The organism is Arthrobacter ulcerisalmonis, assembly GCF_900609065.1.
GTDB lineage: Bacteria > Actinomycetota > Actinomycetes > Actinomycetales > Micrococcaceae > Arthrobacter > Arthrobacter ulcerisalmonis.
Map to the genome: position 1 here is coordinate 80,093 of NZ_UXAU01000037.1, position 23,473 is coordinate 103,565.

Below are 23,473 nucleotides of genomic sequence, written 5' to 3' on the forward strand. Positions count from 1 at the left end.
CTAGCCACCAAGCTGGGGGGCTTAGTGCTGCCCCTCGCAAACCGCGTCATTCAGAGTGATGGTCTTGCTTTACCGTTGCCTACTCAGGTGTACTAAGCGTCGGAGGGTGGTCCTGCCGGTGGGTCGTCCCTGGTGAAGCCGTCCGGTTCATAGGTCGCATTGAGCTTGTCCATGTAGCGGGCGAATTCTTCAAGCTCGGCAACCGGCCAAGCCCCCAGCCGTTCATGGAAGACCTGCTTCCGGGCATCAGCCACCTGGTGCATTTTGTCCTCGCCCTTCGCCGTCAGGCGGATCGCCTGGGCGCGACCGTCTGACGGGTCCGCCTCTTTCGAGACCAGGCCAATGTTTTCCAGGAACGCGATCTGACGGCTCACCGACGGTTTGCCCACGCCGATGTTCATGGCCAGGTCGGTCAGCCGGATGGGCCCTTCGCGGCGAATGACGGTTAGCAGGCCATAGGCTGCCGGCTCCATGTCCGGATGTACCTGCCGGGACAACCGATTGGAAATCGCGCGGGCCCGCCGCCACAGCACGCTGAGTTGATGTTCAACGTTCCTCAGGGCAGCATCAACGGCGGCATCGTCTGCGGGGTTGTCCGACGGCGGGACGCCAGGGGAGTGACTCATGCCAACAATTCTATTCTGCAGAGCTATGAGAGGATTTACCGATGCGAATCAGCGACTACTGGCGACTCATGGACGACGAGTTCGGTGCCGGGTACTCGCGCGTCTTGGGCGGCTCACTGGTCCTCGCAGGGGTAGGCGGTAGGACAGCGGAACAAGCCCTCGCAGCAGGTGTTGAGCCGAGAAAAGTATGGCTGGCCATCTGCGACGTGCAGGACGTTCCGGCCGAACGCCGGCTGGGTAGGGACATCAAACCAGTCCGCGACTGACCTGCGCGCTGGCACTTTTCCCGCTGACACGCCGTGAATCTGTTCGAATACCTGTTCGGATAAAGCTATGCTTTTTGCAGCGGGTTATCCACATAGCCGATCATGTCGGGCATGAATGTCAGTGGGTACCCCTAGCGTCAGAGATGACCATTACACGGCCGTTGAGGCCATCATCGAGAAAGCATTAGAGGTGTCAACCATGGCGGCAGCCCCGGATCGCGCAAAAGCCCTGGAAGCAGCGCTGGCTCAGATTGACAAGCAGTTCGGTAAGGGCTCGGTCATGCGCCTGGGCGACGAAGTCCGTGCGCCCATCGAAGTCATCCCCACTGGCTCCATCGCCCTGGACGTGGCGCTCGGAATTGGCGGCCTGCCCCGCGGCCGTGTCGTGGAAATCTACGGCCCGGAATCGTCGGGTAAGACCACCGTTGCCCTGCACGCCGTGGCCAACGCCCAGCGGCTCGGCGGTATTGCCGCATTCATCGATGCAGAGCACGCACTGGATCCTGAATACGCGGCAAAGCTTGGGGTGGACACCGACGCCCTGTTGGTCTCCCAGCCGGATACTGGTGAGCAGGCCCTCGAGATCATGGACATGCTGATCGGTTCAGGCTCCCTCGACGTCATCGTCATCGACTCCGTCGCCGCACTGGTGCCACGCGCGGAAATTGAAGGCGACATGGGAGACAGCCACGTGGGCTTGCAGGCCCGGCTCATGAGCCAGGCGCTGCGTAAAATCACGGGTCGGCTGAGCCAGACCAAGACCACCGCCATCTTCATCAACCAGTTGCGTGAAAAGATCGGTGTGTTCTTCGGCTCACCCGAGACCACCACCGGTGGTAAGGCACTGAAGTTCTACGCTTCCGTCCGTATTGACGTCCGCAGGATCCAGACCCTGAAGGAAGGTGCGGACTCCGTTGGTAACCGCACCAAGGCAAAGATCGTCAAGAACAAGATGGCCCCGCCTTTCAAGATCGCCGAGTTCGACATCATCTACGGTCTGGGTATCTCCCGCGAAGGTGGCATCATCGACATGGGCGTGGAGCACGGCATCATCAAGAAGTCGGGTTCCTGGTTCACCTATGACGGTGACCAGCTCGGCCAGGGCATGGAGAACTCCCGCCGCTTCCTACGTGACAACCCGGAATTGGCTAGCGAGCTGGAACGCTTGATCAAGGAGAAGCTGGGTGTTGGCGTGAAGCCCGCTGAGGCGGATACCGAGTCACCCAAGCTGAAAGCCGTCGACGGGTTCTAGCCGGTGCAGGAACGCCATGCGGATCACTCCAGGCGGACTCGGGGTCACGCTGCGGAAGCGGCGGATCCGGGGTCAGGCCAGCTTGCTGGTCCTGCCGGCTACGGGGAGTCCTGGTCCGGCAACCACGCCGATGAAGCCAGCAACAGCGAGCCAACACCGGACCACGGCAGCTTCGATAGTGCGGCGGGCGGGGACCCGGAAGCTGATCCAGCAGCGGTCGCCAAAGCAATCGTTTACCGGCAATTAGCTGCCGCTCCTAAGAGCCGTCTGCAGTTGGCCCGCAAGTTGGCTGAACGACATGTCCCTGAGGACGTTGCTGAGGCCGTGTTGGACAAGTTCGAAGCAGTCCGACTCATTGACGATGCCGAATTCGCCCAGATGTGGGTGCGGAGTCGGGCGTCGTCTCGGAAGCTGGCCAAGGGCGCGTTGCGCCGCGAACTTGCGGAGAAGGGCATTGAACAGGACGCTGCCGAGGACGCCCTCGCGCAGGTCAGCGACGCGGACGAGGAAGCTGCAGCCTACGCTCTGGTGGAACGCAAGTTCCGGCCGGGCGCGGACCTGTCGGATCGTGCCGAGCGGGACAAGGTGACGCGCAGGTTGGCGTCGATGCTTGCACGCAAGGGCTATCAGCCGGCCCGGGCCTTCCGGATCGTGGGGGATGTGCTGGCAGCCCACCAGGCCAGCTACGCCGAGGAGCTGGAGAACGGCTACCCTGAATAGGTGAGTTTGACCTTTCCTTCCCCCGTTTCCGGCAGCGAAATCGCTGCGCCTTCAGCGTCCTTACCGGCTCCCGCAGCGGCAAAGCCCCGCACCTACCAGGTCCGCACCTTCGGCTGCCAGATGAACGTGCATGACTCCGAGCGCATGGCTGGAATGCTGGAGGATGCCGGCTACGTCGCCGCAGACGGCGAACAGGCAGATGTGGTGGTCTTCAACACCTGCGCAGTCAGGGAAAACGCCGACAACAAGCTGTACGGCAACCTGGGCATGCTGGCGTCCGTGAAGGCGGCCACCCCGGGCATGCAGATCGCCGTGGGCGGCTGCCTGGCCCAGAAAGATCGGGAAACGATCCTGAAGAAGGCGCCCTGGGTGGACGCCGTATTCGGCACGCACAATGTGGGTGCCTTGCCAGCGTTGCTGGAACGGGCCCGGCACAACAACGAGGCGCAACTGGAGATTCTCGAGTCCCTGGACGTGTTCCCCTCCACGCTGCCCACCAAACGCGATTCCGTGTACTCGGGCTGGGTCTCCATCTCGGTTGGTTGCAACAACACCTGCACGTTCTGCATCGTGCCGGCTTTGCGCGGCAAGGAAAAGGACAGGCGTCCTGGCGACATTCTGGCGGAAATCCAGGCGCTCGTGGACGACGGCGCCATCGAGGTCACGCTGCTGGGCCAGAACGTCAACTCCTACGGCGTTGAATTCGGCGACCGCCAGGCGTTCTCGAAACTGCTGCGGGCTTGTGGCGGGATCCAGGGCCTGGAGCGGGTCCGGTTCACCAGTCCGCACCCGGCCGCGTTCACCGATGACGTCATCGACGCCATGGCAGAAACGCCCAACGTCATGCCGCAACTCCACATGCCGTTGCAGTCAGGATCCGACGCCGTACTCCGGGCGATGAAACGGTCCTACCGGTCCACCAAGTTCCTGGGCATCCTGGAGAAGGTGCGCACCCGGATCCCGCACGCTGCCATCTCCACCGACATCATTGTTGGGTTCCCCGGCGAAACGGAAGAGGACTTCCAAGCCACCCTCGACGTGGTCGAGCAGTCGCGGTTCGCCACGGCCTTCACCTTCCAGTACTCCCAACGTCCCGGTACGCCGGCCGCCGACCTCCCCGATCAGCTGCCCAAGGCAGTAGTCCAGGAACGCTTCGAACGGTTGACGGCACTGCAGGACAGGATCGCTGCGGAGGAAAACCGCCGCCAGCTCGGCCAACGGGTCGAGGTCATGGTCACGGCGCAGTCCGGCCGGAAAGCCGAAGAAACACACCGCCTGTCCGGCCGCTCCCAGGATCAGCGCCTGGTGCACTTCTCCGTCCCAGAGGGGGCCCAGGCGCCACGGCCCGGCGATCTGGTCACCGTGACCATCACCGAGGCGGCAGCGTTCCACCTTGTTGCCGACCCCACCTTCGCTGACTACAGCCTCCGCCGGTCACGCGCCGGCGACGCCTGGGACAGGTCCCTCGCTGATTCTTGTGGCGTCCCGGCGCCCGGCGCCAGCGGCGGGCGCTCTGGTGTTTCGCTCGGCATGCCGAGCCTGCCCGTCCGCACCCGGTGACGGTGGGCTCCCCACCCGTTATCGCCGTCGTCGGTCCCACCGGGGCGGGAAAGTCGGATCTTGCCGTCCGCTTGGCGCAACTGCTGGACGGCGAGGTCATCAACGCCGACGCCATGCAGTTTTACCGGGGCATGGATATTGGCACCGCGAAAATCACTGTTGACGAGCGACGGGGCGTGCCGCACCACCTGCTGGACATCCTGGATGTCACGGAAGAGGCCAGCGTCTCGGACTTCCAACACCTGGCGCGGGCTGCCGTGGCGGACATCCACGCCCGTGGCAAGCGCGCCATCCTGGTGGGCGGGTCAGGGCTCTACGTCCGTGCCGCCCTGGACGTACTCGAGTTTCCCGGCACCAGCCCTGAGCTGCGGAAGCAGCTCGAGGACGAACTGGCCCGGCACGGCGCGGCGGCCATGTCGGCCCGGCTGCGGACCGTGGATCCCGCCTCGGCGGATCGACTGAACGATGACCGTCGGATCATCCGGGCCCTGGAAGTCCACCAACTAACGGGCCGGCCCTTCAGTTCCTTCATGCCCCGCCGCGAGTACTTCCAGCCGGCCGTCCAGATTGGCCTGGCCGTTGACCGGCCCTTGCTTCATGAACGGCTCGCGCTGCGGGTGCAGGCCATGGTGGCAGCCGGCCTCATCGGAGAGGTCCAAGACCTCGATACCAAAGGTCTCCGTCTGGGCAGGACCGCACACCGCGCCCTGGGCTACGCCCAGTTCCTGGCCGTGCAGGATGGCACTATGACCCAGCAGGAAGCGGTGGAGGCGACGATCGTTGCCACCCGGCAATTCGCCCGGCGGCAGTTGACCTGGTTCCGGGCCGACCCCCGCGTGCACTGGCTGGACTGGCAGGACGCTGGGCTCGTCGCAGCGGCCGCGGCGCTTTGTTCGGCGGAGTAGCCCGCCGGTATCGTAGGGACTATGGAATCAGCCACTGCACAAACCGAAGTCACTGCCTTGTCCGACCTGGGCGGCCTCCGCTTTGCCAAGGGCCATGGCACTGGCAATGACTTCGTCCTGGTAGCCGATCCTGATGGCAACCGATTCATCAGCGCCGAGGATGTGGCTGCCCTCTGCGACCGGCACCGCGGCATTGGCGGCGATGGCCTGATCCGCGCGGTCCCGTCACGCTTCCTGCTCGAAGGGCAGACGCTCCTTGAATCAAGCCCGGACGCCGAGTGGTTCATGGACTACCGCAACGGCGACGGTTCGCTGTCGGAAATGTGCGGTAACGGCGTGCGCGTGTTTGTGCACTTCCTCCGCGTCGAAGGACTGATTGACCTGCCCGACGGCGGCTCCCTCACCATCGGCACCCGCGGCGGCCCGAAGACGATTGTGCGGACTGGCGAGAACTATGCCGTGGATATGGGGCCGTGGGAGTTCATCTTCCCCGGTGAGGCCACCGCGAAAGCCATGGACTCGCTCGTGAGCGCCGAAGGGCTGGAAGTACCCCGGCCAGCCCTGTCCGTGAGCATGGGAAACCCGCACACGGTGGTGGCGTTGGCCGAACTCGCTGAGCTGACCGCTACCCGGCTGTTCAGCGCCCCCACGGTGGACCCGGTCCCAGAAAACGGCACCAACGTCGAATTTGTGGTCCCGTCAGAGCCGTTGGTGCACGACGGCGTGGGGTCGGTGACCATGCGCGTCCACGAACGCGGGGTGGGGGAGACGCAGTCCTGCGGCACCGGAGCCTGCGCTGCCGCCGTCGCCATCCGGCACTGGGCCGGCGCCGAAGCCCCAGACGTGTGGCAAGTGCATGTCCCCGGCGGCGTTGTGGGCGTGAAGTTCTTTGTCGGTCCCGCCGGACACGAACACGTCGAGCTCAGTGGCCCGGCGGTTATTGTGGCGACGGGGACGCTTTCCTGACCTTCAGGATCCGGAACGACTTCGCCGTGGACTCCCGCGAGACGGTGAACGTTGCGTCAAGCTCCGTGGCAAGCCAGCGTTGCAGCGAATCCGAGCCCAAGTTCTTCTGCACCACCAGCCACGCCGTGCCCCCCGGTGCAAGCCGGGGCAGCCAGAGCAGCAGGAGCGAGTGGAGTTCGTCCTTGCCCACTCGGATGGGCGGGTTGGACCAGATCGTGTCGAACCTCAGCTCAGGATCTACCGCCTCGGGCGTAGAGGCCGACACGTTCGCCAGGCCCAGCGCGGCGGCGTTCTCGTTGGTCAGGGCGATGCAGCGTTCGTTGACGTCAACGGCGTAGACCCGGGCATGCGGGGCGCGCAGGCCCATGGTCAGGGCAATGGGTCCCCAGCCGCAGCCAATATCCAACAGATTCCCTTGTGGGGCGGGAGCCGGAACGTCGGCCAGCAGCACTGCAGTTCCCTTGTCGATCCCATCGGGGGAGAAGATCCCGGCGGACGTCTGCAGCGCGCGCTGTTGACCCAGCAGTTCCACATTCAGGGGCTTCCGGGTAAAGGGACCGGCGGGGGACGTGCTGAAATAGTGTGCTGACTCCATAACTGGCCAGATTAGTTCCCCCTGCAGCGTAAAGGGAAACTGCGCCATGAGGCCCTCTGTTAGGCTGAATCACATGTTCTTGATCTTCGAGTAAGCGGCCTGGGCATGCCCCGCGCCCCACAGCGATGCAGGTTGACCCTTCCGCTTGTGCCCCGGACCACGTGCCACACCGCCGTCGTTCCGGTACCGGACTTACCTCGAAGCATCAGCACGCTGTTGCCCTTCGCTGTCCGGCCCTTCGTCCGTCGTCGACCTTTTGCCCACGGGTATTCGCGTCCGACACCTTCGGCAGCCAACGCGCTGCCGCGATCATCAGGAGGCAAGGATGAGCGCACCGTCCCATCCCAGCTCTGACCCTTCAGCACAGCAGCCGAATCGGCACTATTCTGGAACTGCCGAATCTTCAAAGGAGACCATGACCGAGCACCCCAACACCGGATCCGACGCAGCCAACAAGGACCTGAGTCCTGACGACATCCAGGCTGTGATCGACCGGATTCTCGCCAAAGACGTACCGGCCGGGACCGCTGCCGGTTCCCAGGACGGCACCAAGGCGGTCTTCGGCAAGGCCCAAGCCATCTCGCTCCAGGACCAGGAGCACTCCAGTTACGACGGCGACCAGCAGGATCTCGAGGAACGCCGCGCCCTGCGCCGCACGGCTGGGCTCTCCACGGAACTCGAGGACGTCACCGAGGTCGAGTACCGCCAACTCCGCCTGGAACGCGTGGTTCTGGCCGGTCTCTGGTCCGAAGGCACCCTTGCCGACGCCGAAAACTCCTTGCGGGAACTGGCTGCACTGGCCGAAACGGCTGGCTCTGAAGTGCTGGACGGACTCGTCCAGCGGCGGGCCAAGCCGGACCCCGGCACGTTCCTGGGGTCCGGCAAGGCGCAAGAACTCAAGGACATCGTGATGAGTACCGGCGCGGACACTGTGGTGGTGGATGCCGAATTGGCGCCCTCGCAACGCCGCGGGCTTGAGGACATCGTGAAGGTCAAGGTCATTGACCGGACCGCCTTGATCCTCGACATCTTCGCCCAGCACGCCAAGAGCCGGGAGGGCAAAGCCCAGGTGGAGCTGGCGCAGCTTGAGTACCTCCTGCCACGCCTTCGCGGTTGGGGTGACTCGATGTCCCGCCAGGCCGGTGGCCAGGTGGGCGGCGCGGCCGCAGGTATGGGCTCACGTGGTCCTGGCGAGACCAAGATTGAGCTGGACCGACGGCGGATCCGCACCAGGATGGCCAAGCTGCGGCGTGAAATCGCCGCGATGAAGCCGGCCCGGGACACCAAGCGGGCAAACCGCCGTCGTAATGAGGTGCCCTCCGTGGCCATCGCCGGGTACACCAACGCGGGCAAGTCATCCCTGCTCAACCGCCTGACAGACGCCGGAGTCCTGGTGGAGAACGCGTTGTTCGCTACCTTGGACCCCACCGTACGCAAGGCTGAAACCGCCGACGGCCTGGGGTACACCCTCGCCGACACCGTCGGTTTTGTCCGCTCCCTGCCGACTCAACTCGTGGAAGCGTTCCGTTCCACGCTGGAAGAGGTGGCGGATTCGGATCTGATCCTGCACGTAGTGGACGTTTCGCACCCAGATCCGGAGGGCCAGATTGCTGCCGTCCGCACGGTCTTCAGCGAAGTGGATGCGCGTAAGGTCCCGGAGATCATCGTCCTGAACAAGGCGGACGCCGCAGATCCGTTCGTGGTGGAGCGGCTCAAGCAGCGCGAACCGCGGCACATTGTGGTTTCGGCCCGCACGGGGCAGGGCATGGCGGAACTGCTGCAGGCGATCAGTGACGGTATCCCACGCCCCGGCGTGAAGTTGGAGCTGCTGATCCCGTACAACCGCGGCGACCTGATCAGCAAACTGCACGAGTCTGACGCAGAAATCCTCAGCATCGACCACGTTGCAGACGGCACCCAGGCGATCGTGATGGTCCGCGAAGGCCTGGCCGCCGAATTGGAGCCGTTCGTCAGCAATGACTAAGTCCCACACCGCAACGGCGACGCCCGGCGAGAAGTTCGCCCTTGAACTCCTCGACCGGGCCGTCGCTGGCATGGGCGGCCAAAGCCGTGACGGTCAACACGAAATGACCAAACAAGTTGCCAGGTCTTTGGAAACCGGCAACCACCTGTTGGTTCAGGCCGGCACTGGAACCGGCAAGTCCCTGGCGTACCTGATACCTCTGATTGCGCACGCGATCGAAAGCAACAAGCCGGCCCTGGTGTCCACGGCAACCTTGGCGCTGCAGACCCAGATCGTAGGCCGCGACCTGCCGCGACTCCTGAAAGCCATCACCCCGGCGCTGGAACGGCCCGTCAAGGTGGCCTTGGTCAAGGGCAGGTCGAACTACGCTTGCCTGCACAAGCTGGAGGGTGGTTTTCCGTCCGAGGAGCCAGCCGAAGGCCAGCTCTTTTCCCTCGCGGAGGACACCAGCGTTCCGCACTTTGCCGCAGCCATGGGCGGCCCGGCCTCCCAGTTGGGCAAGGAAGTGGTGCGGCTGCGCGAATGGGCGGAGACCACCACCACCGGCGACCGGGACGAGCTCCTGCCAGGGGTTACCGACAGGGCCTGGCGGCAGGTGTCGGTGACCTCGATGGAATGCCTTGGCGCGCAGAAATGCCCCATGGCCGCCGAATGCTTCAGCGAGTTGTCGCGTCAAAACGCTGCTGAAGCCGACGTGGTGGTGACGAACCACGCCATGCTGGCCGTCAGTGCCTTCGAGGGCCTCGCCGTGTTGCCGGAATACGACGTGGTGGTGGTGGACGAAGCCCACGAGCTGCAGGACCGCGTCACCGGAGCCGTGTCCGGCCAACTCTCCATCGCCATGATCCACGCCGCCGCCGCAGGGGCCAGGAAGCACACCGCCATCACCGTCGATGCGCTGAACGCCGCCGCCGCCAACCTGGAGCTCGCCGTGGCGGGGGTGCCCAACGGGCTGCTCCCCAACGGACTCAACGAGGAACAGCTGGACTGCGTGGACCAGTTGCGGGAGGCCTGCCGGGCCGCCCTTTCAGATTCGAAAGGTGACAGCAGCGCAGCGGCGGACGGCGGGCGGCAGCTGGCGCGCTCCCGGCTGATGCTCATCCTCGAACTGTGCGAACGTTTGGTCATTGCCCGCGACAACAGGGAAGTCGTCTGGTTCTCCCGCGCCAGCACCTTTGACCCGGGACAGGGGTACTCGCAGCCGGATGAATCGGCGCCGGCCCTGATCAACATTGCGCCGCTCTCGGTAGCAGGCCGGCTCCGGGAAGGCCTCTTCTCAGGCCACACCGTGGTCTTGACCTCCGCCACCCTGGCAATCGGCTCAGCCTTTGAACCGGCCGCCGGTGGGCTGGGTTTGGTGGGCGACGGCGCTCCGAGCTGGACGGGAATCGACGTGGGATCGCCCTTCGACTATCCCAAACAAGGCATTCTCTATGTAGCTGGCCATCTGCCGAAACCGGGACGTGGCTCCTCACCCGAATCGCTGGCCGAGCTTGAGTCCCTGATCAAGGCTTCAGGGGGCGGGGCGCTGTGCCTCTTCTCCTCGCGCCGGGCAGCGGAGGAAGCAGCCGAGGAGCTGCGACCCAAACTCGATCAGACGGTGCTGTGCCAGGGCGACTCGACCATGACGGCACTGGTGAAGCAGTTCGCTGACGAACCGGATACCTGCCTTTTTGGCACCATGTCGCTGTGGCAGGGCGTTGACGTGCCGGGCGGATCCTGCCGGCTGGTGGTCATTGACAGGATTCCGTTCCCACGCCCGGATGATCCGCTCATGACGGCGCGGTCCCGGGCCGTGGCACAGGCCGGCGGCAACGGCTTCATGTCCGTCTCCGCCACCCATGCGGCGATCCGGCTGGCCCAGGGCGCAGGCCGGTTGATCCGCTCCACCGGAGACAAGGGAGTGGTGGCCGTCCTGGACTCACGGTTAGCCACCGAGCGCTATGCGGGGTTCCTGCGCGCAGCCTTGCCGCCGTTCTGGGCCACCACCGACCCCAAGATTGCGGTAGCGGCGCTCGAGCGCCTCGCGGGCGAGCAGGAGTGAGTGGCGCGCCCGGGTAGCCCTAGACCCTCCAACACCACGCGGAGCGTTTAGAGGGAGCGCAGAACTGAAACGACCTTGCCCATGATGGTGGCGTGGTCACCCAGGATGGGCTCGTACTGGGTGTTTTGCGGCAGGAGCCAGGTGTGCCCATCACGTTGGCGGAACGTCTTCACTGTTGCTTCTTCGTCCAACAACGCGGCCACGATGTCACCGTTGGCCGCATCGGCCTGCCGACGGACCACCACCCAGTCGCCGTCGCAGATTGCGGCGTCCACCATGGAATCACCCACCACCCTCAGCATGAACAGTTCGCCCTGTCCTACGAGCTGGCGCGGCAGCGGCATGACATCCTCTACCTCCTGATCGGCCAGGATGGGGCTACCAGCAGCGATCCTGCCCACCAGCGGCACCATGGCCGTATCCAGGGCTGATGGAAGCATGGTGACCGTGGCGCCGTGTGCGGCCGCCTTGTCCGGGGCGGACGGTGGCGTTCCGTTGCCACCATCAAGCGTCAACGGCATCAGGACTTCCATGGCGCGGGGCCGTTTGGGGTCCCGCCGGAGATAGCCGAGCTTCTCCAGTTGTGAGAGCTGGTGCGTCACGCTGGACAGGCTGGCGAGACCCACCGTGTCCCCGATCTCTCGCATGGACGGTGGGTAGCCGTTGTCATTGACCGAGCGCTGGATCGTCTCAAGGATCTTCTTCTGCCGGGGGGTCAGGCCCTTTGCTGCCCGCTTTGGCGGTGGAGTTGCCCTGCTTCCGGCGGCTGCTGATGCCATGTTCGCCAATGCCCTTTCGGTTGCCACTGGGCCTTCCGTGCCCACGGGCCGGATGCTCCCGTCCCCATTGTCAGACCCTGGTGATCAACTTCAGAGGTGGTTGTTCAGTGCTTCAAAACTAAGCCAGCCACGAAGCTTTTTCAAACATTTGTTCTAGCGAGTCTCGACATTGTTCGTTGATAGATGCTAAAAATGAAGAAGCAAAGTTCGAATATGTGTTCTATTCCTTGCTTGCCCCGTTCGAATCCCGTTCGAAGTTCCTTCGAATCTGGTCTGCGAACACCGGGGCGTGGCTGCAGGGTGAACACCCGGGCAGCACAGTACGGTCCAGGAGGACTCAGATCATGACAGCTTTATCTCGCACCCACACCACCCGTCCCGCCTTGCTTTCAATGGGGGCAGCAGCCTCTGCTCAATCCACCGCAACCACACCGTTGCCTCCGCTGAGGCTCACGCGTCGCGGCCGGATCGTGCTGATCGGCGTCCCCGTCATGCTCCTGGCTGCCGTGCTGCTCTCGCTGATGGGGTTCTTCAACTCACCTGCCAAGGCCTCCGACTCTGCTGCGGACCTCGCGGTCACGCCGGCCGTCTCTGTCACGGTCCAACCCGGTGACTCGCTGTGGGGGATTGCCAGCTATGTTGCACCCGGCCGTGACGCCCGCGACGTCGTGGCAGACATCGTCCAGCTGAACAACCTTCCGGGCGGCGCAGTGCTACCCGGACAGCGGCTCTTCGTTCCCACGTACTAGACCACGGCAACCAGCGCTGTACGGCACCCCGGTGCGTCGTCACGTCCCGGTCGTCATGTTCGGTACCAGGCAGTGCTGCGACTAAACTGTTCAGGTGAATGACCAGCTAGAGCGTTTGAACAGGCTTCCCCTGCGCAGCAACCTCCGTGGCCTCTCGCCGTACGGAGCGCCGCAGTTGGATGTGCCCATCCTGCTGAACGTCAACGAAAACACTCATGGGGTCCCCGCAGACGTGCGCGCAGCCATCAGTGCCGCTGTGACCGAGGCGGCGGCTGGGCTCAACCGCTACCCCGACCGGGAATTTACCCAGCTGCGAACCGCACTCGCGGAGTACCTGGGGCATGATCTGACTGCTGAAAACCTCTGGGCAGCCAACGGCTCCAACGAAGTACTGCAGCAGATTCTGCAGGCATTTGGTGGGCCCGGCCGGACGGCCCTTGGCTTCCCTCCCACGTACTCCATGTACCCGCTCCTGGCCAGTGGGACAGACACCGAATACGTCGCTGGCGCCCGGGCGGACAAGTACGAGCTCAGCGCCGAATTTGCCGCCCAACAGGTGCGCGAACTGCAACCCAACATTGTCTTCCTCTGCTCGCCCAACAACCCCACGGGTACGGGTCTAGGCCTGGACGTTGTGGACGCTGTCTATGAGGCAGGGACGGCAAGCCAGACCATCGTGATCGTGGACGAGGCCTACCACGAGTTCGCCCACGACGGCACGCCCAGCGCCCTCACCTTGCTGCCGGGACGCGAGCGGCTCATCGTCTCGCGCACCATGAGCAAGGCCTTTGCCTTGGCCGGTGCCCGGATCGGCTACATGGCGGCGGCTCCAGAAGTGACGGACGCGCTCCGGCTGGTGCGGCTCCCGTATCACCTCTCGGCGATCACCCAAGCCACTGCCCTCGCTGCCCTGGAACATCGGGAAGCGCTGATGGCTGACGTTGCGGACATCAAGATCCAGCGCGACCGGATCGTCGCTGAGCTCACCCGGATGGGACTCAGTCCTGCCGCCTCAGACTCCAACTATGTCTTTTTCGGTGGGCTCGCCGATCAACACCAAGCCTGGGAGTACCTGTTGGCGGACGGCGTGTTGGTCCGCGATGTGGGAATCGCCGGTCACCTCCGCGTCACAGCTGGTACTGAGCCTGAAACCACTGCTTTCTTGACCTCGTTGGAACGGTTCCTGGCCGATCCGCACGCAGCGCACGCCTGAATTCGCGCCTAAACTTGTTCCGGGAGGCGTCAGGCGCCTCGCCCCACCCCTAGCCACAAAGGACCCTTCACCATGAGTTCCACCGGATCGACCGCAGCCGAGTCTCGGACAGCGCGCATGGAGCGTGCCACCAGCGAATCGTCAGTGCTCGTGGAAATCAACCTGGATGGCACGGGCGTCTCAGATATCGACACCTCGGTGCCGTTCTATGACCACATGCTGACGGCGCTGTGCAAGCACTCGCTCATCGACATGACGGTCAAGGCCACCGGTGATACCCACATTGACGTTCACCACACCGTAGAGGATGTGGCCATTACCTTTGGCGAGGTGCTCCGCACTGCCCTCGGCAACAAGGCCGGGATCCGGCGCTTCGGCGAAGCCACCGTTCCCCTGGATGAAGCCTTGGCACACGCGGTGGTAGATGTCTCCGGGCGTCCCTACCTGGTGCACGGCGGCGAGCCTGCCGGGCAGGAATACCACCTGATCGGCGGCCACTTCACCGGTTCACTGACCCGGCACGTGTTTGAAGCCATCACCCTGCACGCAGGCATCTGCCTGCACATGAACGTCATTGCCGGCCGGGACCCGCACCACATCGTGGAAGCCCAGTTCAAGGCTTTTGCGCGTGCCCTGCGTGCCGCCGTCGAACCTGACCCCCGCGTTGAGGGCATCCCCTCAACCAAGGGCGCCTTGTGAGCGGCAAGATCCTTCGGGACGGTGCCATCATCGACCCCAACGCGTCGCAACGGCTGACCTCCGCAACCGGCAAACCGACTGTCACCGTCCTGGACTACGGTTCCGGGAATGTCCGCTCTGCCGTGCGTGCCCTGGAACGCGCCGGCGCCGAGGTGATCCTCAGCGCCAAACCTGACGATGTCTTGAATGCTGACGGTCTGCTGGTGCCCGGAGTGGGTGCGTTTGAGACCGTCATGCGCGAACTCAAATCAGTGGACGGCATCCGCATGATCGGTCGCCGGGTTGCCGGCGGACGCCCCGTGCTGGGCATCTGCGTGGGGCTCCAGGTCATGTTTGAAGCAGGCGTGGAACACGGCACCGAGGCCGAGGGCCTGGGGGAGTGGCCAGGGAAGGTCGAACTGCTGCCAGCCGCTGTGGTCCCGCACATGGGCTGGAACACGGTGACGGCACCAGCGGGATCAAAACTCTTCGCCGGGGTAGAAAATGAACGCTTCTACTTTGTGCACTCGTACGGCGTCCAGCACTGGGACTTCGATGTCATCCAGCCGCGGATGGCCGCCCCCTTGGTGACTTGGTCTGAGCACGGGGCACCGTTCGTCGCTGCCGTGGAAAACGGGCCGCTGTGCGCTACCCAGTTCCACCCGGAAAAGTCGGGCGACGCCGGTGCGCACCTGCTCCGCAACTGGGTCGACGGTCTCCGCCGGCCAGCGTCAGGTGGTGGTGAGTAAATGTGGACCCTTCTCCTGATGGGGGCAGCCGGCTTGCTGGTGGGTGGGGCGTTGTCGTTCCGGCAGCAGCACGCTCCACGCTGGATCCAGATCTCCTTCTACGTCCTGGCGGGAATGTCCTTGATTGCCGCCTACCTTCTGACCCTGCCCACGGCCTGACCGGGCAACCCCCAGCGATTCCACCCGAAATTGAGGAAATAGATGACCACCGCCCAGGACCAGCCGGTTCTTGAACTCCTGCCCGCCGTCGACGTCGTCAACGGCCAGGCCGTCCGCCTGGTTCAGGGTGAGGCTGGCAGCGAAACCAGTTACGGCACGCCACTGGAAGCGGCCCTGAACTGGCAGGAGCAGGGCGCCGAGTGGGTGCACCTGGTTGACCTTGACGCTGCTTTCGGCCGCGGGTCCAACGCCGAGCTGCTGCGCGAAGTTGTTGGCCGCCTGGACATCAAGGTGGAGCTCTCCGGTGGGCTGCGCGATGACGAAAGTCTGGAAGCGGCCCTCGCCCTGGGGGTGGCGCGCGTGAACCTCGGCACGGCAGCCCTGGAAAACCCGGAGTGGACGCGCCGCGCCATCGACCGCTTTGGTGACAAGATCGCCGTCGGCCTCGACGTTCGCGGCACCACCCTGGCCGGTCGCGGCTGGACCAAAGAGGGTGGCGACCTCTGGGAGGTCCTGGCCCGCCTCGAGGACGCCGGCTGTGCGCGCTACGTGGTCACCGACGTCACCAAGGACGGCACCCTGCAGGGGCCTAACGTGGAACTGCTCCAACAGATGGTCGCCAAGACCGGCAAACCGGTGGTTGCCTCCGGCGGCATCTCCAGCCTCGACGATCTCGCCGTGCTGCGGACCTTGGTATCGGCCGGCGTTGAAGGTGCGATCGTGGGCAAGGCACTCTACGCGGGGGCGTTCACGCTGCCCGAGGCACTGGACGTCGCGGGACGCCGCTGATCGGTATCCCGGAATCTGGTGTGAGTAACTCTTCGAACGGTCCAGCGGCACCCACCCCGCGGCACTTGCCCGGGCACATCGCTGCGGCGCTGGCCGGGGCGGGCGGTGCGGCCGACTCCGCAGGGCAGCCCTGGGCCGGGCGCAGCCTCGCCGGCGACGACGGCAAGATCCACAACTTCGAGGACGACGACGGCACAGCCGACCCCGGCTACGTCGCCGCGGTGCGCGCCCTGCAGTCCGGGCACGGTGACGAGGCAGCGGTGGTCGCAGCGTTGAGTACGGCGCGAGTCTTCATTCCCATCGTGGCGCAACTGGCCGTCGAGGCTGAGGGCCACGATGGGTTGCACGCCGACAAGCAGGCAGACATGGCACTGGTCACGCTGCAGGCGGCAGATGGCAGGACGGCCATGCCCGCTTTCACGTCAGCCGCTGCGCTTTCGGCTTGGCATCCGGACGCTCGTCCGGTCGCTGTCTACGCTGCCCGTGCGGCACTGTCTGCCGTGGCAGAAAAAGCTGAACTGCTGGTCTTGGACCCGGGCTCGGAGCTGACCTTTGTGGTCCGGCGGCCCGGCATGTGGGCGCTGGCGCAGCAGCTTACCTGGACGCCGTCGTATGCCGATGACGAACTTGCCGCAGCCATGCGCGCGGACGCCGTGGAATTCCCGGCAGTGCAGGACCTCGTGGTGCGCATGGGAACGGGAATTGCTACCGTGGCGGCCGACGGATCGGTGCTCGCAGGTGGCGGCGCCGGCCCCGAACTCCAAGTGTTGCTGTACCTTCTGGACGGTTTGGACGCTGCTGCCGTTGCAGAGCTGGTGGCGGGGCTCCAGGAGCGCTGGTCGAGGAATGTATTGTTTGGTGAGCGGGTTGACTCGATCGAGATCAAGTTAAGGCGCGCCACACAGTAGCCGGCAGCCGGGTGGGAGTACCTGGGCTGCTGCCGCAGACCTAAGGAATCCTCGTGAATTTCGCTCTCTACCGGGAGTTGTTGGCCATCCGTCCCGTCCGACGGTTGCTCCTGGTGGGCATGATTGCCCGCATCCCACATTCCGCCGCAGGAGTCTTGCTGACCTTGCATATTGTCCTCACCCTGGGGCAGGGATATGCAGCTGCCGGTGCCGCAGCGGCCGTCATGACCATCGGCATTGCCGTTGGTGCCCCCTGGCGCGGCCGCCGAGTGGACACGGTGGGTCTGCGCAAGGCGCTGATCCCGTCAGTTATTTCGGAGGCGGTGATCTGGGCGATTGTGCCGCACGTCTCTTACCAGTGGCTGTTGCCGCTGGTGTTTGTTGGCGGCCTGCTCACGCTGCCCATTTTCAGCGTGGTTCGCCAATCGCTCGGCGTCCTTGCGCAGGGCGATCAGCGCCGGACGGCCTTCGCCTTGGATGCGATCAGCACCGAGATGGTGTTCATGTTTGGTCCGGCCGTTGGCGCAATCGTTGCCACCAGCGGATTCACGGTGATTGGCCTGACCGTAGTGGGGCTCGCTACGTCGTTCGCCGGGTTGTTCCTGATGTGGTTCAACCCGCCAACCCGGAGCCCAGTGACGGGGGACGATGATGCTGACCGGGAACGCGATGAACAACATGCCGCCGACGTGGCCGTCATCGCCGCTGCCCCGGCGCACATCCAGGAAGCTGCCGCCGAACTGGCGCCCGCCAACGGGCGTACCCGGGATGGCATCAGGCGTCGCGTGGCAGGGAACTTCACCTGGCTGACCACCACCGTGGCGGCCCTCTTTGCCGTCTCTGCAGGAACCGGCATGGTGCTGAGTGGCTCCGACGTCAGCATCGTGGGGGCACTCGAAATTGGCGGACACCAAGGTGAAATCGGTTTGGTGTTCCTGTTCTGGTGTGCGGCGTCAGTGGTGGGCGGACTGATCTACGGCGCCATGCACAGGCCCGTCTCGCCCCTGCTTCTGCTCCTGTGCATGGCCGCACTGACCATTCCCATGGGCTTCGCGCCGAACACCTGGGCGCTGGCGTTGATCTCGATCCTGCCAGGCTTGTTCTGTGCACCGGTCCTCTCGGCAGCTTCCGAGAAAGTCGCGGAACTGGTTCCCGAGGAACGCCGTGGCGAGGCGATGGGCTGGTACGGCTCGGCGCTGACCGCAGGCGTTGCGCTCGGTGCGCCGCTGGCCGGGATCTTCATCGACCAGGTAGGACCGTCCGGGGGCTTCGTGTCGGTGGGTGCCGCCGGGGTGCTGCTGTGCCTGGTGGGCCTGGTCCTGCAACAGGTCCGACGCCGCCGCGCCACTCTACCGACGGCAACACCGTAGCCGAACAAGCTTTAGGTTTGACCCGCCGACACTGGGCGAAAATGGCAGCCTCAGGACGCACGACGGCGGCGGCCGGCTCCAGTGAGCCAGCCGCCGCCGTCGGGGGTTCAGGTACTAGTCGGGGTTCAGGTACTAGTTGACAGCGCCCGTGTACTTCTCGCCCGGGCCTTTTCCCGGTGCGTCCGGGATGGTGGACTCTTCGCGGAAGGCCAGCTGCAGTGACCGGAGGCCGTCGCGCAACGGACCTGCGTGCTGGGAGCCAATCTCGGGGGCAGCAGCCGTCACCAGGCCGGCGAGGGCAGTGATCAGTTTCCGTGCCTCGTCCAGGTCCTTGAGCTCTTCGGCGTTATCCTCAGCGGCGAGGCCAAGCTTGACGGCGGCGGCGCTCATCAGGTGCACGGCGGCGGTGGTGATGACTTCAATGGCTGGAACTTCGGCGATGTCACGAATTTGCGCCGAGACGTCGTCCGGGGTGGCGACGGGCTCAAAAACGTGTGAATTACTGTCTGGAGTGCTCATACGGTAAGCTTGTCATAGACCGACTGGATGCTGTTATTCAAGAAATTGTTGCTACGAATCCATTCCTACGGCGCGTTGAGCGTGGTGGGAATTTTCTTCTGTAGAATGGCATGCAGTCAGCAAGCGGAGTTCTCTCCCACCCGCGTCAGCCGTTGTCCAGGATGTTCACCGAACATCAAAAGACGCAAGGTTGCCGGGTACCTGGTCGGGCATGACGGCGCATCAGCCTCGTCATGCGGACAGTCCCACACGGGGCAGTCTGAACCGATCTATCAGAGGCCTTCGATTGCTCCGGCAATTGGGGGCCTTCTCTATTTGCCGGAACTAACAACAACCACAGGAGCTTTAACATTAGCGAGCCAAGAATCAATGAGCGTATCCGCGTCCCCGAGGTGCGGCTGGTCGGCCCTGCAGGTGAACAGGTAGGAATCGTCCGTATTGAGGATGCCCTGCGCCTGGCTGCCGAGTCTGATCTGGATCTCGTTGAAGTTGCGCCGCAGGCTAAGCCTCCCGTCTGCAAGCTGATGGACTTCGGCAAGTACAAGTACGAAGCTGCCGTCAAGGCACGCGAAGCCCGGAAGAACCAGACGAATACCGTTCTGAAGGAAATCCGTTTCCGCCTCAAGATCGACACTCACGACTATGAGACCAAGCGCGGGCACGCCCTCCGCTTCCTCGGCGCCGGTGACAAGGTCAAGGCCATGATCCAGTTCCGCGGCCGTGAGCAGCAGCGCCCCGAGATGGGCATCCGCCTGCTCCAGCGTTTCGCCGAGGATGTAGCCGAGGTTGGCGTTGTTGAGTCCAGTCCCCGCATCGATGGCCGCAACATGGTCATGGTGGTGGGCCCGCTCAAGAACAAGGCCGAAGCGAAGGCAGAAGCCCGCCGTGCTACCCAGCGCGCCGAGGCCAAGGCCGAAAACGAAGCCAAGGCAACAGGCCGCGTGGACACCTCAGGGGACGACTCCGCTCCCTTCACGCAGTCGCTTGCGGACTTGCTGCCCGAGGGTTTCACCATTTCCACCGAACCCGAAGCAGCAACCGAGGCCCCGGAGCAGAACGCTGCTCCCGCCGAGCCTGCCGAAGTAGCTGTCGAGGAAAAGGCTGCACCCGCTCCCGTGCAGGAAGCAGCTAAGCAGGAAGCACCCGCGAAAGAGGCTCCCGTCAAGGAAGCCCCGAAGCAGGAGGCACCCGCCAAGGCCGCTCCCGTGAAGGAAGCTCCCAAGCGGGTTGCCCCGAAGGCTGCTGCGCCGAAGGCGGCCGCTCCGGCGACCAAGCCTGCTGCCGAGAAGCCGCAGGCCGCCACCCCGGCGGCTGCTGCAACCCCGGCTGCAGCTCCCAAGCCTGCCGCAGTGCCGAAGCCGATGGCCAGGCCTGCAGCACCCAAGCCTGCTGCTCGACCTGCTCCCAAGGCAGCGTCGAAGCCGGCCAGCAAGAAAACTACTTAGTCCACAGCTGACGGGGCACCACCTCCCGTCAGCCAAGCAACCAGCACGCCGCCCGCAAGGGTGGTTGCGCGATACAGCTGCAGGCCTGGCCTGCAGACACGTAAGGAGATCGGTTCCCATGCCGAAGATGAAAACCCACAGCGGCGCCAAGAAGCGCTTCAAGCTGACCGGTACCGGCAAGCTGCGCCGCCAGCAGGCCAACCGTCGTCACTACCTCGAGCACAAGTCCTCGCGGTTGACCCGTCGCCTTGCCGGCGACAAGATCGTCTTCAAGGGCGACGCCAAGGTCATCCGGAAGATGCTCGGCATCTAAGTTCCAAGTTTTTTGACCTGCAGCCATCCGGTTATTGGTCAGCTACATCAAAGCCTTCTCAGGCCGTCGGGAAACCGGCAGTAGATGCTTGGGATCAGATTTTCGAAGGAGTACGCACGTGGCACGTGTGAAGAGGGCGGTCAACGCCCACAAGAAGCGTCGGGTTATTCTTGAGCGCGCAAAGGGTTACCGTGGTCAGCGTTCACGCCTGTACCGCAAGGCAAAAGAGCAGCTGCTGCACTCGTTTGTGTACAGCTACGGCGACCGCAAGAAGAAGAAGGGCGACTTCCGCCGCCTGTGGATCCAGCGCATCAACGCTGCATCCCGCGCCAACGGCCTGACCTACAACCGTCTCATCCAGGGCCTGAAGGCCGCTGAGGTTGAGGTTGACCGCCGTATGCTGGCTGAACTGGCCGTCTCTGACGCCAACGCATTCGCCGCACTGGTCAAGGTTGCCAAGGACTCGCTGCCTGCCGACACGTCTGCTCCGGCTGCCAAGTAGCATCTGAGGGACGTTCAGGAACGGGTGGCAGCAGCCACTACAGTTCTTATATGAACGAAACCGGGCGCCCGCAAGACTTTCCACTCTCCAACCCCCGAGCTGATCGGGTCAGGGATGTGGCAAAGCTTGCAGGGCGCCCGGCCCGTTTAAAGCGCGGCCAGTTTCTGGCGGAAGGGCCCCAGGCTGTCCGGGAGGCACTGAAGCTCCACCAGCAACGGCTTGCTGCCGGCGCCCCAGGGGTAGTTGCTGAGGTCTACGCCAGCGAAACGTGCCTGGACCGGTACCCGGAGTTCGAGGAACTGGCCGAAAACACCAACGCCTGGATTGCCACCGATGAAGTGCTGGCCGCGATGGCAGATACCGTCAACCCGCAAGGCATCCTTGCCGTCTGCGGTTTCGTTGACGTCAGCCTGACGGACGTGCTCGACGCCGGTCCTCGCCTGATTGCCGTCCTCAGCCAGGTCCGGGACCCGGGAAACGCCGGGACGGTCCTGCGCGCTGCAGACTCCGCAGGCGCTGACGCTGTCATCTTGACCGGTTCCAGCGTTGATATCTACAACCCGAAAGCTGTCCGGTCCACTGTGGGCAGCCTCTTCCACCTTCCGGTGGTTCTCGGCGCTGATCTCGCCGAGCTCACAGCCGCCTGCAAAGAACGTGGAATCGGCGTCCTGGCTGCAGACGGCTACGGCAGCGTGAACCTGGACGTGCTGCAGGACGAAAACGCCCGGCGCCGCCTGACGGGTGCTGGTGAGTCCTCGGTGTTCGACCTGGCCGCACCCACCGCCTGGTTGTTTGGCAACGAAGCCCAAGGGCTTTCGGCCGAAGAGTTGGAAATGGCAGACCACCGCGTAGCGGTCCCCATCTACGGCGCCGCAGAGAGCCTCAACCTGGGCACTGCTGCGACCGTCTGCCTGTACGCCAGCGCACGGTCGCAGCAGGAACCGGCGCCCAGCTAGCGCACGGCCCGGGGTGCAACCTGCTCTCAGCTGGTGCTCGGTCGCAGCAAGACTCGGCGCTTAGTTAGTGCACCGGGGCCGGCAGCGGCTTCTTGCGCTCCAGGAAGCCGCTGATCAAGGCGATTCCCAGGCCCAGGACGGCCAGGACGGCGCCTACCAGGGCGGGAGCTACGAAACCCCAGCCCCAGGCGATCACCACGCCGCCCAGGAACGCACCGAGGGCGTTGGCGACGTTGAGTGCTGCGTGGTTAAGTGATGATGCCAGTGATGGGGCGTCGGGGGAGGCGTCCAAGAGCCGGGTCTGGAGCGCAGGAACCAGCAGGGATCCTGACGCGCCCACCACGAAGACCATCACCAGGGCCGACCAGGGCCAGTGCACAGCGACAGCGTAGACCACCAGGGCTACGGCGATGCCGGGGAGCACCCAGTACAGGGTGCCCATGACGGACTTGTCAGCGAGCCGGCCGCCCACCAGGGTGCCAGCAACCATACCGAGCCCGTACAGGGCGACCACGATGGGCAGCAACGAGGCGGAGATTCCGGCAACTCCGGTCATGGTGTGGGCAATGTAGGTGTAGGTGGCGAAGAACCCGCCAAAACCGACAATGCCGATGAGGATGGCGAGCCACACCTGCAATCGCTTCAAGGCGCCCAGCTCACGGCGGATGCTGGCATCCGGGTGGGGAGCTTGGTACGGCACGTACTTCCAGAGGAGCACCAGCGTTACCAGGCCGATGGCTCCCACCACGACGAACAGCAGCCGCCAGCCGAAGGTTTGCCCCAGCCACGTTGCTGCCGGAACGCCGACGACGTTGGAGACTGACAGCCCGGCCATCACCATGGAGATGGCCCAGCCGCGGCGACTCGCAGGCACCATGGATGCGGCGATCACGGCAGCGACGCCAAAGAACGCACCGTGTGGCAGACCGGCGGCAAAGCGGGAGATCAACATCGTGCCGTAATCGGGGGCCAGGTAGGAGCTCAGGTTGGCCACGGTGAAGAACACCATGAGGCCAACGGCCAGGTACTTTCGAGGCATCCGAGCTCCCACAGCGGCCAGCAGGGGAGCGCCCACCACAACGCCCAGTGCGTACGCGGAGATCAGGTGGCCAGCTTCTGGGGTACTGATGCCGAGTCCCTGCTCAATCTCCTTCAGCAAGCCCATCATGGTGAATTCGGTGACCCCAATGCCCACCCCGCCCATGGCCAAGGCGAAGATCGCCATCCCCAGGTTGGTGGTACCGGGTGGTGTTGCGGTGGACGCGCGAAGGACGCTGCTCATGGGCCTGCTTTTCACAATAGGGAGGTAAGGATCTGACGCGACTGTACTGCCGGTGTGGGAGCCGGCGCTGCCCTGCTCCTTGGCGGTAACAGCTGGCTTGGCCGCCATATTCCCAAGTTCGACTCGGGATTCTGGGGGAGCGGC

At 64.5% G+C, this 23,473-nt stretch carries 25 protein-coding genes; 20 read left to right on the forward strand and 5 right to left on the reverse strand.

All coding sequences use genetic code 11. The annotated features are described in order from the left end of the window. Window positions 1-92 precede the first annotated feature (92 nt). On the reverse strand, window positions 93-626 hold the full coding sequence (locus PSET11_RS12660) for a MarR family winged helix-turn-helix transcriptional regulator (protein ID WP_124092680.1): 534 nt from the start codon (window positions 624-626) through the stop codon (window positions 93-95). A 41-nt stretch (window positions 627-667) separates the two neighbouring features. Here PSET11_RS12660 and PSET11_RS12665 point away from each other — a divergent pair, with 41 nt between their 5' ends. The 6 genes from PSET11_RS12665 to dapF all read left to right on the forward strand — a co-directional run bounded on the left by PSET11_RS12665 (window position 668) and on the right by dapF (window position 6,295). Then, window positions 668-892, forward strand: a complete 225-nt coding sequence (locus PSET11_RS12665; protein ID WP_124092681.1) for a DUF3046 domain-containing protein — start codon at window positions 668-670, stop codon at window positions 890-892. A gap of 199 nt (window positions 893-1,091) precedes the next feature. Beyond that, window positions 1,092-2,144 carry a recombinase RecA gene (gene recA / locus PSET11_RS12670; RefSeq protein ID WP_124092682.1) on the forward strand — a complete coding sequence of 351 codons (1,053 nt, stop codon included), beginning with the start codon at window positions 1,092-1,094 and terminating at the stop codon, window positions 2,142-2,144. 228 nt (window positions 2,145-2,372) lie between these two features. Next, the gene (locus PSET11_RS12675; protein ID WP_124092733.1) at window positions 2,373-2,864 is read left to right on the forward strand and encodes a regulatory protein RecX; all 492 of its coding nucleotides are present in this window, start codon (window positions 2,373-2,375) and stop codon (window positions 2,862-2,864) included. Next, window positions 2,865-4,424 carry a tRNA (N6-isopentenyl adenosine(37)-C2)-methylthiotransferase MiaB gene (gene miaB / locus PSET11_RS12680; protein WP_124092683.1) on the forward strand — a complete coding sequence of 520 codons (1,560 nt, stop codon included), beginning with the start codon at window positions 2,865-2,867 and terminating at the stop codon, window positions 4,422-4,424. It abuts the gene before it with no gap. Between the two features lie 2 nt (window positions 4,425-4,426). Beyond that, window positions 4,427-5,329 (forward strand): tRNA (adenosine(37)-N6)-dimethylallyltransferase MiaA, encoded by a 903-nt coding sequence (gene miaA, locus PSET11_RS12685; protein WP_124092684.1) that lies wholly within the window; start codon window positions 4,427-4,429, stop codon window positions 5,327-5,329. A 21-nt stretch (window positions 5,330-5,350) separates the two neighbouring features. After that, window positions 5,351-6,295: a diaminopimelate epimerase gene (gene dapF, locus PSET11_RS12690; RefSeq protein ID WP_124092685.1), complete on the forward strand. Its 945-nt coding sequence runs from the start codon at window positions 5,351-5,353 to the stop codon at window positions 6,293-6,295. Here dapF and PSET11_RS12695 read toward each other — a convergent pair. Then, complete coding sequence (locus tag PSET11_RS12695) at window positions 6,267-6,890, reverse strand: class I SAM-dependent methyltransferase (RefSeq protein WP_124092686.1); 624 nt, start codon at window positions 6,888-6,890, stop codon at window positions 6,267-6,269. The genes dapF and PSET11_RS12695 overlap by 29 nt on opposite strands. 415 nt (window positions 6,891-7,305) lie before the next feature. Here PSET11_RS12695 and hflX point away from each other — a divergent pair, with 415 nt between their 5' ends. Next, window positions 7,306-8,874 (forward strand): GTPase HflX, encoded by a 1,569-nt coding sequence (hflX, locus tag PSET11_RS12700; protein ID WP_124092687.1) that lies wholly within the window; start codon window positions 7,306-7,308, stop codon window positions 8,872-8,874. Next, window positions 8,867-10,918 (forward strand): ATP-dependent DNA helicase, encoded by a 2,052-nt coding sequence (locus PSET11_RS12705; protein ID WP_124092688.1) that lies wholly within the window; start codon window positions 8,867-8,869, stop codon window positions 10,916-10,918. Before hflX ends, PSET11_RS12705 begins: the two co-directional genes overlap by 8 nt. A gap of 47 nt (window positions 10,919-10,965) precedes the next feature. On the opposite strand, the gene lexA is transcribed toward PSET11_RS12705, so the two are convergent. Next, window positions 10,966-11,697, reverse strand: a complete 732-nt coding sequence (gene lexA / locus PSET11_RS12710) for a transcriptional repressor LexA (protein WP_124092689.1) — start codon at window positions 11,695-11,697, stop codon at window positions 10,966-10,968. Between the two features lie 392 nt (window positions 11,698-12,089). Between lexA and PSET11_RS12715 the strand changes: the two genes are divergently transcribed. From PSET11_RS12715 to PSET11_RS12745, 8 genes are all read left to right on the forward strand, one after another. Then, the gene (locus tag PSET11_RS12715) at window positions 12,090-12,446 is read left to right on the forward strand and encodes a LysM peptidoglycan-binding domain-containing protein (protein ID WP_124092734.1); all 357 of its coding nucleotides are present in this window, start codon (window positions 12,090-12,092) and stop codon (window positions 12,444-12,446) included. Between the two features lie 94 nt (window positions 12,447-12,540). Then, window positions 12,541-13,659, forward strand: a complete 1,119-nt coding sequence (locus tag PSET11_RS12720) for a histidinol-phosphate transaminase (RefSeq protein WP_124092690.1) — start codon at window positions 12,541-12,543, stop codon at window positions 13,657-13,659. A 72-nt stretch (window positions 13,660-13,731) separates the two neighbouring features. Continuing rightward, a complete protein-coding gene (gene hisB / locus PSET11_RS12725) occupies window positions 13,732-14,358 on the forward strand; it encodes an imidazoleglycerol-phosphate dehydratase HisB (RefSeq protein ID WP_124092691.1) in 627 nt (208 codons plus the stop codon). After that, window positions 14,355-15,086 (forward strand): imidazole glycerol phosphate synthase subunit HisH, encoded by a 732-nt coding sequence (gene hisH / locus PSET11_RS12730; RefSeq protein ID WP_124092692.1) that lies wholly within the window; start codon window positions 14,355-14,357, stop codon window positions 15,084-15,086. Before hisB ends, hisH begins: the two co-directional genes overlap by 4 nt. After that, window positions 15,087-15,245, forward strand: coding sequence for a hypothetical protein (locus tag PSET11_RS16750; RefSeq protein ID WP_203415973.1), 159 nt, complete (start codon window positions 15,087-15,089; stop codon window positions 15,243-15,245). It abuts the gene before it with no gap. A gap of 42 nt (window positions 15,246-15,287) precedes the next feature. Next, the gene (gene priA, locus PSET11_RS12735) at window positions 15,288-16,034 is read left to right on the forward strand and encodes a bifunctional 1-(5-phosphoribosyl)-5-((5-phosphoribosylamino)methylideneamino)imidazole-4-carboxamide isomerase/phosphoribosylanthranilate isomerase PriA (protein WP_124092693.1); all 747 of its coding nucleotides are present in this window, start codon (window positions 15,288-15,290) and stop codon (window positions 16,032-16,034) included. Between the two features lie 20 nt (window positions 16,035-16,054). Beyond that, the gene (locus tag PSET11_RS12740) at window positions 16,055-16,942 is read left to right on the forward strand and encodes an SseB family protein (RefSeq protein WP_124092694.1); all 888 of its coding nucleotides are present in this window, start codon (window positions 16,055-16,057) and stop codon (window positions 16,940-16,942) included. Window positions 16,943-16,995: 53 nt separating this feature from the next. Further along, entirely contained in the window at window positions 16,996-18,312 is a 1,317-nt protein-coding gene (locus PSET11_RS12745) for an MFS transporter (protein WP_124092695.1), read from the forward strand. Between the two features lie 132 nt (window positions 18,313-18,444). Here the strand turns inward: PSET11_RS12745 and PSET11_RS12750 are convergent, their stop codons facing one another. Continuing rightward, window positions 18,445-18,831 carry a DUF1844 domain-containing protein gene (locus PSET11_RS12750; RefSeq protein WP_124092696.1) on the reverse strand — a complete coding sequence of 129 codons (387 nt, stop codon included), beginning with the start codon at window positions 18,829-18,831 and terminating at the stop codon, window positions 18,445-18,447. 392 nt (window positions 18,832-19,223) lie between these two features. On the opposite strand from PSET11_RS12750, the gene infC reads away from it, so the two are divergent. The 4 genes from infC to PSET11_RS12770 all read left to right on the forward strand — a co-directional run bounded on the left by infC (window position 19,224) and on the right by PSET11_RS12770 (window position 22,047). Next, on the forward strand, window positions 19,224-20,276 hold the full coding sequence (gene infC / locus PSET11_RS17010) for a translation initiation factor IF-3 (RefSeq protein ID WP_377946950.1): 1,053 nt from the start codon (window positions 19,224-19,226) through the stop codon (window positions 20,274-20,276). 118 nt (window positions 20,277-20,394) lie between these two features. Beyond that, on the forward strand, window positions 20,395-20,589 hold the full coding sequence (gene rpmI / locus PSET11_RS12760) for a 50S ribosomal protein L35 (protein WP_003798720.1): 195 nt from the start codon (window positions 20,395-20,397) through the stop codon (window positions 20,587-20,589). A gap of 118 nt (window positions 20,590-20,707) precedes the next feature. Next, window positions 20,708-21,091, forward strand: a complete 384-nt coding sequence (gene rplT / locus PSET11_RS12765; protein WP_124092698.1) for a 50S ribosomal protein L20 — start codon at window positions 20,708-20,710, stop codon at window positions 21,089-21,091. Between the two features lie 50 nt (window positions 21,092-21,141). Next, window positions 21,142-22,047 carry a TrmH family RNA methyltransferase gene (locus PSET11_RS12770; RefSeq protein ID WP_124092699.1) on the forward strand — a complete coding sequence of 302 codons (906 nt, stop codon included), beginning with the start codon at window positions 21,142-21,144 and terminating at the stop codon, window positions 22,045-22,047. A 64-nt stretch (window positions 22,048-22,111) separates the two neighbouring features. Here the strand turns inward: PSET11_RS12770 and PSET11_RS12775 are convergent, their stop codons facing one another. Continuing rightward, complete coding sequence (locus tag PSET11_RS12775) at window positions 22,112-23,329, reverse strand: MFS transporter (protein ID WP_124092700.1); 1,218 nt, start codon at window positions 23,327-23,329, stop codon at window positions 22,112-22,114. Window positions 23,330-23,473: the final 144 nt, after the last annotated feature.